Origin of the sequence: Tissierella praeacuta (genome assembly GCF_040396155.1) — a bacterium.
GTDB lineage: Bacteria > Bacillota > Clostridia > Tissierellales > Tissierellaceae > Tissierella > Tissierella praeacuta_A.
The window spans coordinates 90,529-104,075 of the sequence record NZ_JBEBOY010000003.1; the positions used below are offsets into that span (position 1 = coordinate 90,529).

At 30.0% G+C, this 13,547-nt stretch carries 9 protein-coding genes; 8 read left to right on the top strand and 1 reads right to left on the bottom strand.

All coding sequences use genetic code 11. The annotated features are described in order from the left end of the window. Nucleotides 1-33: 33 nt before the first annotated feature. The 6 genes from ABWP20_RS02590 (at nucleotide 34) to ABWP20_RS02615 (ending at nucleotide 6,934) form a co-directional block, all read left to right on the top strand. Nucleotides 34-1,335 (top strand): L-cysteine desulfidase family protein, encoded by a 1,302-nt coding sequence (locus ABWP20_RS02590; RefSeq protein ID WP_353093439.1) that lies wholly within the window; start codon nucleotides 34-36, stop codon nucleotides 1,333-1,335. Nucleotide 1,336: 1 nt separating this feature from the next. Further along, complete coding sequence (locus ABWP20_RS02595; RefSeq protein ID WP_353093441.1) at nucleotides 1,337-2,518, top strand: M20 family metallopeptidase; 1,182 nt, start codon at nucleotides 1,337-1,339, stop codon at nucleotides 2,516-2,518. 156 nt (nucleotides 2,519-2,674) lie between these two features. Further along, nucleotides 2,675-3,517 (top strand): DMT family transporter, encoded by an 843-nt coding sequence (locus ABWP20_RS02600; protein WP_353093603.1) that lies wholly within the window; start codon nucleotides 2,675-2,677, stop codon nucleotides 3,515-3,517. A 122-nt stretch (nucleotides 3,518-3,639) separates the two neighbouring features. Beyond that, nucleotides 3,640-4,506, top strand: a complete 867-nt coding sequence (locus ABWP20_RS02605) for an NAD(P)-dependent oxidoreductase (protein WP_353093443.1) — start codon at nucleotides 3,640-3,642, stop codon at nucleotides 4,504-4,506. Between the two features lie 128 nt (nucleotides 4,507-4,634). After that, complete coding sequence (locus tag ABWP20_RS02610) at nucleotides 4,635-5,858, top strand: S41 family peptidase (protein ID WP_353093445.1); 1,224 nt, start codon at nucleotides 4,635-4,637, stop codon at nucleotides 5,856-5,858. A gap of 23 nt (nucleotides 5,859-5,881) precedes the next feature. Next, a complete protein-coding gene (locus ABWP20_RS02615) occupies nucleotides 5,882-6,934 on the top strand; it encodes a PDZ domain-containing protein (protein WP_353093447.1) in 1,053 nt (350 codons plus the stop codon). Here the strand turns inward: ABWP20_RS02615 and ABWP20_RS02620 are convergent. Continuing rightward, nucleotides 6,931-8,520: a TolB-like translocation protein gene (locus ABWP20_RS02620; protein WP_353093449.1), complete on the bottom strand. Its 1,590-nt coding sequence runs from the start codon at nucleotides 8,518-8,520 to the stop codon at nucleotides 6,931-6,933. The genes ABWP20_RS02615 and ABWP20_RS02620 overlap by 4 nt on opposite strands. Nucleotides 8,521-8,691: 171 nt before the next feature. Here ABWP20_RS02620 and uvrB point away from each other — a divergent pair, with 171 nt between their 5' ends. Beyond that, a complete protein-coding gene (gene uvrB / locus ABWP20_RS02625; RefSeq protein ID WP_353093451.1) occupies nucleotides 8,692-10,656 on the top strand; it encodes an excinuclease ABC subunit UvrB in 1,965 nt (654 codons plus the stop codon). A gap of 11 nt (nucleotides 10,657-10,667) precedes the next feature. Further along, a complete protein-coding gene (gene uvrA / locus ABWP20_RS02630) occupies nucleotides 10,668-13,493 on the top strand; it encodes an excinuclease ABC subunit UvrA (RefSeq protein WP_353093453.1) in 2,826 nt (941 codons plus the stop codon). Nucleotides 13,494-13,547 lie beyond the last annotated feature (54 nt).

The following is a 13,547-nucleotide window of genomic DNA, read 5'->3' on the forward strand; positions in this document are numbered from 1 at the left end:
AGAAACAAAAGATTAAATAAGGAGTTAATATAAGTGAATATTAAAGAACAAGTTATTGAAATATTGAAAAAAGAAGTAAAGCCTGCAGTTGGCTGTACAGAACCAGTAGCAGTTGCGTTAAATACAGCTTATGCAGTAGATTTATTACCTGCTGATTCTAAAGAAATTTCAAAATTATCAGTGGAAGTAAGTAAAGGTATATATAAAAATGGTATGGATGTTGGAATACCAAATACTAATAAAATAGGATTAGATGTTGCGGCTTCGTTAGGGGCTGCAACTTCCCCTAAATATGGATTAGAAATTTTAGGAAAGATTTCTGATGAAGAACTAAGAAATTCAGAAGAAGCATCAGGAAAATATGAAATAGATGTTAAAGTTGCAAAAGATAATAATAAATCAGTTTATATAAAAACAACTGTTGAAAATACTAAACACATTGCAATTGCTGTTACCGAAGACAAGCATGATAATATAGTTTATTTATCATTAGATGGAAATGAAATATTAAATAAAAAAAGTGAAATAACCGATAAAGCTACTAATGAAAATCTTGATGAGGGATTTTATAATTTATCAATAGATACTATTGTTAAAGAAATTGAAGAGATAGACTATGAAGATATTAAGTTTTTATTAGAAGGTATGGAAATGAATATCCAAGTAGCTGAAGCAGGAATAAAAGCAAAGTATGGACTTGGAACAGGATATAGTTATCATAGAAATATTGAAAGCGGTATTATATCAAAGGACCTTGGAAATCTGGCTTATATGCTAACAGCAGCAGCATCAGATGTTAGAATGTCAGGTCAATCTATGCCAGTTATGAGTTCAAGTGGAAGCGGAAACAATGGTTTGACTGCTATACTTCCAATAGCTGCATATAAAGAAATCAGAGAAGTAAATAATGAAGATTTAGCCAAAGCTTTAGCTATTAGTCATATAATTACATCCTATGTTAAAAAATATATAGGAAGATTATCAAACTTATGTGGATGCAGTTTAGCAGCATCTATAGGATCTGGGTCAGCAATAGCATGGTTATTATCAGGAAGAGATAATATTGCACCGACTATAAATAATATTATTGCAAACCAAGCAGGAGTAATATGTGATGGAGCTAAACCAAGTTGTGCACTTAAGTTAGGAACTGCAGCTTCTACTGCAGTGCAATCGGCTTTATTAGCTATTCAAGGAACTAATATAAAAGACAATAATGGAATAGCTAGTAATAGTGCAGAAAGAAGTATAAGAAATTTAAGAGAAATCAGTTCTAAAGGAATGAAACCTGTTGATGATACAGTTATTGAAATAATGTTAAGTAGAGAGGGATAAAATGGACCCAAATGTTAAAAGCATTATTGATAAAGCTTATGAAATTGAGGATGGTTTAATAGAAACAAGAAGATATATCCATAAAAATGCTGAAGTTGGATATAACACAGTTAAAACTTCTGCTCATATAAAGGAAAAGCTTGAAGAAATAGGAGTTAAATTCCGTGATATTGATGGAACAGGAATAGTTGCAGACATTGGCTTTGGCGAAAAGACAATTTTATTAAGAGCTGATATGGACGCACTACCTATGTATGAGATAAATGATTTGGAGTTTAAATCAAATATAGAATCTTCCCATTGTTGTGGTCATGATTTACATGCAACTATGTTATTAGGTGCCGCAAAGATTCTTAAAGAAAGAGAAGCAGATTTAAAAGGTACAGTAAGACTTATGTTCCAACCAGATGAAGAAGGTGGAGCTGGAGCAAAGAGAATGTTAGATAATGGAGTTCTAAAGGATAGAAATATAGATGCAGCATTGGCTCTACATGTAGATGCAAAGAGTCCATTAGGTACATTAGATTATGGATATGGTAAGACATTTGCATCAAATGACAGCTTTGAAATAACTGTCAATGGTAGAGGAGGACATGGAGCAAGGGCCTATGAAACAATAGATCCAATCAATATAGCTATTAATATATATAATAGTATATATAATGTAATAAACCGAGAAGTAGATCCCTTTAACCATGTACTATTTTCTGTAACTTCCATAGAAGCAAACAGTACATTTAATATTATACCAGACAGTGCAAAGATTAAAGGAACGTTAAGGACATATGATGATAAACAGCGAGAATATCTATTAAAAAGATTTGAAACAGTGACAAAAGCCATATCTCAATCATTTATGTCAAATGCAGAATTTAAAATTGTTAAATCATTGCCGGCACTAACAACATCAAAGGAGTTCACTAATAAGATTTTAAAATTATCACAAAAGCTTGAAGATAAAATAAATATTAATGTAGAACCTGTAGTGAAAAGAGGCTCAGAAGATTTTTCATATATATCTGAGCAAATTAATAATAACGCATATCTATTTATTGGAGCAGGTAAGAGTAATCAAGAAGGATATGAGTTTGGACAACACAATAGTAATGTTATATTTAATGAAGAGGTGTTACCTATAGGGTCTGCTTTATTATCTGCCATTGCATATTTGTGGTTATTATAATCAGAAAATTAATATTTATTTAATCTCTTAATATATAAAAGCAAATAACATAACTCTAGCTAATTTAGCAGGGTTATGTTAAGCTTGTTTAATGGACTTTTTTATTTTTAGGAGGGGATTACAATTAAAAACAATAATTCAGCATTAATAGGAATTATATATGTTTTATTATCTGCATTAACTTTTGCAGCTAGTTCATCTTTTGGAAAAATGGTTACAATGAATTCATCTATGTCAGGTATGGTCAATTCATTTAGTAGATTTTTATTAGGTACAATAGTAATGTTTATTTATATAGTCGCTACTAAAAAATCTTTTAAACCTAATAGGTTTAAGCATATATTTATTAGAAGTGCATTTAACAGTATATCAATAATGCTCTTTTCTCTTGGTTTCCAATATACTACTATAACAAATGCAAATATGTTGCAAATGACATATCCTGTATTTGTTTTAATATTAGCACCAATAATTTATAAAGATAAGGTAAAGAAAAGTAGTTATTTATATTTAGGTATAATTATGTTAGGGTGCTATTTAGTAGCATTTCCAGATTTCAGCAGTATAAATATAGGAGATATTTATTCTATTTTATCATCTGTCGCAGCAGCTATTAGTATATTATCTCTTAAAGAAGCTGGAAAACATGATGAATCTCATATTATAATTTTTTATGTAATGCTTTTAGCAACTATTATTAATTTACCATTTGTAATAAAAGATTTAGCAATGCCTGATACAAAAGTATTATTTGATATAGTTTTATCTGCAGTAACTGGAGTGTTAGGACAGGTATTTATAACTATGGGATACAAATATGTAGATAATGCCACAGGCGCTATTGTATCTGCCAGCAGAATTTTAATAGCAGCAATTTTAGGAATAGCTTTATTCTCAGACCCTTTGAATTCTAGAGTAATGTTAGGAGGTATAATTATTATTTTAGCTTTAATTGGGGTAAGCGGATATTTTGATAGATATAAAAAGACAAATGTATAGTATGTAAGATGAGAAAATGAACTATGATTTAGAGAATGGGTAATAGAAAAAAGTCTGATTTAGTTAGATTAGATAATTTAGAAGAATCAAGAATAATAGAAAATAAGTAAGGAGTTTATAATATGTCCATTAACAAGATTGGCTTCATAGGATTAGGTGCTATGGGATTTCCCATAGCAAAACATCTTTTAAAACATGGATTTGAAGTTCATATAGCAAAACATAGCAACAAAAAAGAATCCATAGATAAAATTAAAGAATTAGAATTACTTGGGGCGAAAAACAAGAAAAGTATTTCTGAAATTCCAGTTGGAGTAGATATGATTATAAGTATTTTACCTTCCGATAAAGAAGTAGAATCTGTATTGTTAGATGAATCCTTTTTTAATAATGTCAAAGATAATACTGTAATCCTTGAAATGACTTCCTGCTCCCCGGAAATCGTAATTAAATTAGAAAAATATTATATGAGTAAAAGGGTAAAGGTAATAGATGCTCCCTTAAGTGGAGGAGTTAAAGGTGCAAATGATGGAAGTTTAACTGTTTTTGGGTCAGGAAATGAAGAAGTTTTCAATGAAATAAAGGAAGTCTTAAATGTATTTGGAAAAAATATTCATTATATAGGAAAGCTTGGAACAGGAAAAACACTTAAATCAATTAATCAAATGATGATTGCTATAAATACTATGGGGTTAATAGAAGCATATACCGTTGCTAGGAATCAAGGAATTGATTTAAACATTATACAAGATGTAATAAGTCAAAGCTCAGGAAATTCATATTCATTAAATAGATACTTGCATAAACTTGGACAAGAAGACTTTGAAGGTGGCTTTAAGTTAAGTTTAATGAGAAAAGATATAAAAACGGCAATAGATTCAGTACATGATATTCCGCTGCCATTTACTAACTTGGTTTATAATTTGTTTTTAATGACTAGAGAATATGATGATATGGACTTTATATCTATAAGTAAATTATATAAATAGGAAGGATTATGGATTTCACATTGGATGGGGTGTTTTTTTAGTCTTTTTAATGTAAAGAATAAATGGTATAATCTTCATATAAAACAAATACAATAACTGTATAACCCAAAAATTATAGAGGTGAGAAAATGTCCAAGAAGCAAGTCATAAGATTGATGGTAGTTTTATTAGTAGTGACAAATATAATTACTTTTGGTCTAACTAATTTAATGAGTGTAACATTTAGTAACAAGGCTTATATTCCACTGGCAGAATACAACAAATTAAAGTCTGTCTATAATGAATTTTCAAAAGTAATGATGGTAGAGGATTATGTTAAGAAGAACTACTTAAGGGATGTAGATGAAAAGAAATTAGTAGATGGACAATTAAAGGGGATGCTTCAAGCTCTTGAAGACCCATATTCTAACTATATGACTAAAGATGAGTTTGCATCTTTTTTACAACAAACTAGCGGAACGTATGCAGGGATTGGAGTTGTAGTTACTCCAGGAGATGATAATTTAATAACTGTAGTATCACCAATAGAAGATACTCCTGGTGAGAGAGCAGGCATAAAAAGTGGAGATAAGATAATAAAAGTAAATGGAGTAGAATATCTTGGGGAAAGTATGGATGAAGCAGTAAAGGTAATGAAAGGTGAGGCTAATACCAAAGTTTCACTTACAATTTTAAGAAAAGATAAAAATGGAAAAAACAAGGTTTTCGATATTGAAATAACTAGAGAGATCATAAGATTGATTACGGTAAAATCAAATATAATAGATGATAATATAGGGTATATAAATATTACATCCTTCGATGAATTAACATATAAAGATTTTAAAAAAGAATTAGATAAGCTAGGAAGTCATAATATTAAGGGTCTGATTATAGATTTAAGAAATAATCCTGGTGGATTATTAAGTGTATGTGCTAATATATCAGATGAATTATTGGGAGAGGGAGATATAGTATATACACAAACTAAAGATGGAAAAAGGGAATACCTAAGGTCAGATAAAAAAATGGTTGATTATCCATTAGTTTTACTAGTTAACAAAGGGTCTGCCTCAGCGTCAGAAATACTTGCAGGTGCAGTTAAAGACCATAATAGGGGTATCTTAATTGGAACAACAACATTTGGAAAAGGAGTAGTACAGAGAATTCAAGATTTAGATGATGGTTCAGGATTAAGATTAACCATATCTGAATACTTTACACCAAATGGAATAAATATTCACGGAGTAGGTATTGAACCAGATATAGTAGTGGAATTACCAGAAGGTGTTGAGGAAATCGGTGTAAATAACTTAAAGGAAGACAATCAATTAAGAAGAGCAATAGAAGAAATAAAATCTAAAATTAAATAATCTTTAAAGAGGAGAATTAAAGTATGTACGGGTTATATCAGATTGTATATTTTACGATAATAGATATTATAAATACTTTAAAATCTCCTTTTTTTATTGCAGTCCTATGTATTATATATTTTCAATATATAAAGATAGGAAAAATAGAAAAGGAGATTTTAGGATATAGAAGGTCTGCATTATTAAAATTATCTATATCAACCATGTTCGGAATATTAGGTGGGATAATTACAACTGTTATGTTTATTTATTTAGGTGTAGTTGCAATACCTCAAGACTTTATGTATATATTAATTGTTGCAATTGTTCTATCCCTTATAAATCCTAGATACATGTGTTTCTCCTATGGAGGTGCTATAGTATCTTTAATAAGTCTAATAACTGGATATCCAAAAATTCAGATTTCCCAGGTAATGTCTGTAGTTGCTGTACTTCATATAGTTGAAAGTATATTAATTCTTCTTGACGGAGGAAGGAGTAAAGTACCAGTTTTCTTTGAAACAAAATCTCAAATAGTTGGTGGTTTTAATATGAATAGGTTTTGGCCTATTCCCTTTGTAATATTTATTGGTGATGGATTAATTCATCCTGTTACTCTCATGGCAATTCTTAGTTATGGAGATTATTCCATAGTATCTTATCCTAGAAAAAAGGTTATAAAAACTGCCATTGTGTTATTTTTATATAGCATTATTTTATTATACATATCAAAGACTGTAGATAATCTTTTTATACCTCCATTATTTGCTTTGGTAGGGCATGAATATATTATTCTTCAAAATAAGATTATTGAGAATAAGAGGATACCTATATTTACATCTTTTGATAAAGGGATGAAAGTATTAGATGTTATTCCAAATACAATTGCCCATAATATAGGAATGGAAACAGGGGATATATTGCTAAAAATAAATGGGATTGAAATAAACAGCAATAAGGATTTAGAAGATGTGATGAATATACAAATAAATAGAATGGAAATTGAATTTTTCAATATAAAATCTGGATTATCTACGAAGGAATACTATGGAAAAAGAAAACCCCTAGGACTTATAATAGTCCCTAGGGATTTTTAATTTAACTTATTTAAATCTAAAGAATAAATCATCTCTGTCTTTTCATTGTCAAATGGTAATATTATATTTAAGTATATAAGTTTTTTTTCTTCGTTGTAATATATTTTATCTCCTATTAAATTGGCTATTGTTTCAATTGTCATCTCTTTCATTGAATATTTACATAGTGTAAAATCGTCATTATTAGTATTTTTCTTTACGTAAATAATATCACCGTTTGGAAGTAGTGAATAATTTGCAATTTTTTCACTTGTAAGCGGTCCATTATCTGATTTATTATTTTTATCCTTATTATAGAATAATAAAGAATTGGTATCATTTTTTTCATCTTTGTGTAAATAAGAGATTATATTTTTAGATATAAACCTTGGATTAAATCCATATCCTATAAGATTAAAATCTTTCCAGTCATTAGTAATAGATATTATTTTATTTGCCATATCATAGTTTTTTTCAGTTAATAAAAATTGATTATCCAAAATCATTATATTTTCAACATTTTTATTCAAAACATTTACAATATCTGTTTTATTATTTTTTATATTATAGGAATATATTGTGGATCTATCGTCATCATTTTCTACTAAATATAAAATACCTGTGCTATCCCATCGCATTGTTTTTGGGCTAAATTTATCTTCAAAGGATATTTTATATGCCCTTTTATCCTCCAATGGAATTATGTATAATCCAGTTCCGTTGTCACTTACTTCTATAAGAGAAACATATTTTAAGTTAGGACTAAATTGTGCATATGATATCTTAAAATCTGAGGAATAAAGCATGGCTTTTTCGCCATTTACATCGTCATACATCCATAGCTGCTCAGTTATTTTGTTAGTATTATTGTCAGATACAGATTTTTTGTATAGAATATGACCTTCATTTACAAAATTTAAAATATGACCATTATCTAAGGAAGAGGAGATAGATACTTTTTCTGAATTTATAATATCTCCTGTATTTGCATTAACCTGAGCATATAGATTTACTAAAGGAGTTTCTGGATTATCTTTGTCAAATATATTATTGTATGATATGTCCCATACTATATTATCATCATCAATTCTAACTAGGTTAAAGCTTGGAGATCCTTTTGTGGATATTTTAAAATGAGATTGAATTTTGTTTAAAGTATCATTAATACCATATTTAACTTTCAATGGGGTATAGTCATCATAGACTATATTAAATTTTAAATCTTCAATTTTTTTAAGTTGTGATTTCTTTATTTCCATGATTACTTGTGGGACTACTAAACGAGAATTTCTTTTATCATAAGTTCCACTAACATGTATATTAACTTCACTGCCCTTTTTAATTATATTGTTAATATTAACGCCTGAACATTCACTTAATCCTAAAGAAGCTAATATTTTTAGCTTATTGTTATTAGTCATGATTTCTACGGAAGGTTCAAGTGATTGAAAGCTTTTAGAAAAAAGTATTTGTTCAATTTCGTATTTAACTTCTTCTTCTTCAAATCTTGCATCATCTGTTGATATGGGCTCTTTTTTATTGGAAACACAGCCAAAAAAGAATAGTGCAATAAGAACTGAGATTATTATTAATAAATTCCGCTTCATGAAATTCGCCTCCTATTGATAGTTTACTATATTAATCTAATTTCTTCAATATAGATTTTATATGATGGTTGTACAACTGTATATATTTTCATAATATGCTTTGACAAAAAGATATTATATTATATAATATATAATATCTGGAACAAATGTTCAAACAATGAGGTGAAAAGTATGAATACATTTAAGATAAAATCAAACTTCAAACCAACTGGTGACCAACCAGAAGCCATAGATAAATTAGAGGAAGGTATAAATAAAAATTTAAAGCATCAGGTATTACTTGGAGTTACTGGTTCTGGAAAGACTTTCACTATGGCAAATATAATTGAAAGAGTTCAAAAACCAACTTTAGTTATAGCACATAATAAAACATTGGCATATCAATTAGCTTCTGAATTTAAAGAGTTTTTTCCTGATAATGCAGTTGAATACTTTGTTAGTTATTATGATTATTATCAGCCAGAGGCTTATGTACCCCAATCAGATACTTATATAGAAAAAGACGCATCAATAAATGACGAGATAGATAAACTTAGACACTCTGCTACAGCAGCATTATTTGAAAGAAAAGATGTAATCATAGTAGCATCTGTATCTTGTATTTATGGTTTAGGAGACCCTATAGATTATGAGAACTTAGTAGTATCCCTAAGACCAGGTATGGAAAAAGATAGAGATGAGATAATGAGAAAATTAATAGATATCCAATACATTAGAAATGATATTAATTTTATTAGGGGAACCTTTAGAGTTAGAGGAGATATATTAGAAATATTTCCAGCTTCTTCTAGTGAAAATACTATTCGTGTTGAATTCTTCGGAGATGAAATAGATAGGATAGTAGAAGTTAATCATCTAACAGGTGAAGTTATTGGAATGAGAAACCATGTATCTATATTTCCAGCTTCTCACTATGCAACTACTGAAGATAAAATAAAAAGAGCAATAAAAACCATAGAAGAAGAACTAGATGAAAGGTTAAAGGAATTAAAGGGCAAGGAAAAATTACTCGAGGCTCAGAGATTAGAGCAAAGAACTAGATATGATCTAGAAATGTTGGAAGAAATGGGATTTTGCCAAGGGATAGAAAACTATTCCAGACATTTAAGTGACAGACCTGCTGGATCTAGACCCTTTACTTTAATAGACTATTTTCCAGATGATTTTTTGATAATAGTAGATGAGTCTCATGTTACAATACCGCAAATAAGGGGTATGTACGAAGGGGATAAGTCTAGAAAGACCAATTTAGTTGAATACGGTTTTAGACTCCCATCTGCATTGGATAATAGGCCTCTTAAGTTTACTGAATTTGAGTCAATGATAAATCAAATATTGTATGTATCTGCAACTCCTGGTCCTTATGAACTTTCACATACTGAAAATACAGTAGAGCAAATTATTAGACCAACAGGATTACTTGACCCTATTATAGAAGTAAGACCTACAGAGCATCAGATAGATGATTTAGTAAATGAAATTAGAAAAGTAGTAGATAGAAAAGAAAGAGTATTGGTAACAACCTTGACTAAAAAAATGGCAGAGGATTTAACTAACTATTTTAAAGAAATTGGAATAAAAGTTACCTATCTTCATTCAGATGTGGAGACAATAGAGAGAATGGAGATAATAAGAGATTTAAGATTAGGTAAATATGATGTTTTAGTAGGTATCAATTTACTTAGGGAAGGATTGGATTTGCCAGAGGTATCTTTAGTTACCATATTAGATGCAGATAAGGAAGGATTTTTAAGATCTGAAACATCTTTAATTCAAACTACAGGTAGGGCTGCAAGAAATGTTTTAGGAAAAGTAATTATGTATGCAGATAGAATAACAAATTCTATGGAAAGAGCAATATCTGAAACCAATAGAAGAAGAATGATACAAGATGAATACAATAAAAAGCATAATATTATACCTAAATCTATAAAGAAAGATATAAGAGAAATAATAGAAGCTACAATAGTAGCTGAAGATGAAGTGAAGTATGAAGAATCATTCTCTAGGGAAGAAATAGAAGGAATATTAGCTGGATTAGAATCTGCAATGCTTACAGCAGCGGAAGAATTAAACTTTGAAAAAGCAGCAGAACTTAGAGATAAAATAATTGAATTGAAAAAGAAGCTAAAGTAGAGGTGAAGTGAATGGCAAAGGATGAAATAATAGTAAGGGGAGCTAAGGAAAATAACTTAAAGGATGTATCCTTAACTCTACCTAGAAATAAATTTATAGTCTTTACAGGACTATCAGGATCAGGAAAGTCTTCTCTAGCTTTTGATACTATATATGCAGAAGGACAAAGAAGATATGTGGAATCTTTATCTAGTTATGCTAGACAATTTTTAGGTCAAATGGATAAGCCAGATGTAGAGTATATAGAAGGGTTATCCCCTTCTATTTCCATAGATCAGAAAACTACATCTAAAAACCCAAGGTCTACTGTAGGAACTGTTACAGAGATATATGACTATTTAAGACTATTATATGCTAGAATAGGTACACCTTATTGTCATAAATGCAGAAAAGAGATTTCTAGCCAGACAGTAGAGCAAATGGTAGATAAGATAATGGGATCTGAAGAAAGAACAAAACTCCAAATATTGGCACCAGTTGTTAGAGGAAAAAAAGGTGAGCATGTAAAGATTTTAGAAAACATAAAAAAAGAGGGATTTGTTAGGGTAGTAGTAGATGGAGAAATGTATGATATTGGAGAGGAAATAAAGTTAGAGAAGAATAAGAAGCATACTATAGAAGTAGTAGTAGATAGAATAGTAGTTAAAGAAGGTATAGAAGGCAGGCTGTCTGACTCTTTAGAGACTGCACTTAAACTTGCAGATGGACTAGTTGTAGTGGATTTTATAGGGAAAGAAAAAGTAATGTTTAGTGAGAAACTTGCTTGCCCCGATTGTAATATAGCTATTGAAGAATTATCACCTAGAATGTTTTCTTTTAATAGCCCATTTGGTATGTGTCCTACCTGTAATGGTCTAGGATTTTATAAAGAAATAGACAAGGATTTAGTTATACCAAATTTAGATTTAAGTATAGATGAAGGTGGAATAGCACCATTTTCTACTTCTAACGAATCAACATATTATTATCAAATATTTAAAACTTTGGCAGATGACAATGGTTTTAGTACAGATAAACCATTAAGAGAGGCACCAGAGAAGTTTATACAAGAACTATTATATGGTACAGATAGAGTGATTTCCTTTAAATTTGTTAGTCATTTTGATGAAGAAGGAATGAGGGATTTTAAAGGAAAGTTTGAGGGGGTAATTCCAAACTTAGAAAGAAGATATGCTGCAACTAATTCTGATTATATGAGAAATAAAATAGATGAATATATGGCAGAAAACCCTTGTCCAACTTGTCATGGAAAGAGATTAAAAGATGAAGTATTAGCAGTAAGAATAAATAAGTTAAATATAGCTCAACTGACGGATTTATCTATTACTAAAGCAATAGAATTCTTTGATAATTTAGTTCTTACAGAAAAGCAGCAAATAATAGGACAGCAAGTATTTAAAGAAATTAAAGAAAGGTTAAATTTCTTAAAGGATGTAGGACTAGATTATTTGACTCTTTCTCGTACAGCAGGTACGTTGTCTGGTGGTGAATCTCAAAGAATTAGATTGGCAACTCAAATAGGTTCCAGTCTTGTAGGAGTAGTTTATGTATTAGACGAACCTAGTATAGGATTGCATCAAAGGGATAATGAAAAATTATTGAAAACATTAAGGAATTTAACTGATTTAGGTAATACATTAATAGTAGTAGAACATGATGAAGATACTATGTATGCAGCAGACCATATTGTGGACATAGGACCTGGAGCTGGTATTCACGGAGGATATATAGTAGGAGAAGGAACAGTTGATGAAATAAAGAATAATCCTGACTCTATAACAGGTTTATATCTTTCAGGTAAGAAAAAAATTGAAGTGCCAAAAGAAAGAAGACAACCTAATGGGAAATGGCTGGAAGTAATTGGAGCAGAGGAGAATAATTTAAAAAATATAGATGTAAAAATTCCTCTAGGATTATTTACTTGTGTCACAGGAGTATCAGGTTCGGGAAAATCTTCTTTAGTTAATCAAATCCTTCATAAAACCTTGGCACAGAAGCTAAACGGTGCAAAGGCAAAGGCTGGAAAATATAAAGAAATAAAAGGAATTGAGTATTTAGATAAGGTAATAGATATAGACCAATCTCCTATCGGAAGGACACCAAGGTCAAATCCTGCTACTTATACGGGAGTATTTGACCATATAAGAGATGTATTTGCCATGACAAATGAAGCAAAGATGAGAGGATATCAAAAAGGTAGATTTAGTTTCAATGTAAAGGGTGGAAGATGCGAAGCATGTAATGGTGATGGAATATTAAAAGTAGAGATGCACTTTCTTCCAGATGTATATGTACCATGTGAAGTATGTAAAGGAAAGAGATATAATAGGGAAACTTTACAAGTAAAATATAAGGGAAAAACTATTTCAGATGTACTGGATATGACAGTGGAAGAAGGCGTAGAGTTTTTCAAGAATATACCTAAAATATCCAGGAAATTAGAAACGCTATTTGATGTAGGACTAGGATATATAAAAATAGGTCAATCATCAACAGAATTATCTGGTGGAGAAGCCCAAAGAGTAAAGTTGGCAACAGAATTATCTAAGAGATCTACAGGAAAGACTATTTATATATTAGACGAACCAACTACAGGACTTCATGTAGCAGATATTCATAAACTAATAAAAGTATTAAACCAACTTGTAGAAGGTGGAAACACCGTAGTAGTTATAGAACATAATTTAGATGTTATAAAGACAGCAGATTATATTATAGACCTAGGACCTGAAGGCGGAGATAAGGGAGGAACCATAGTAACTATAGGAACCCCAGAAGAAGTAGCTAAGGTGAAGAAATCATATACAGGAAAGTTTTTAAAAAACGTGTTGAAGTAAGATTTAGATAATATTGACTAGATACTCTATAATAGCACCTCAAAGGTTAGACGA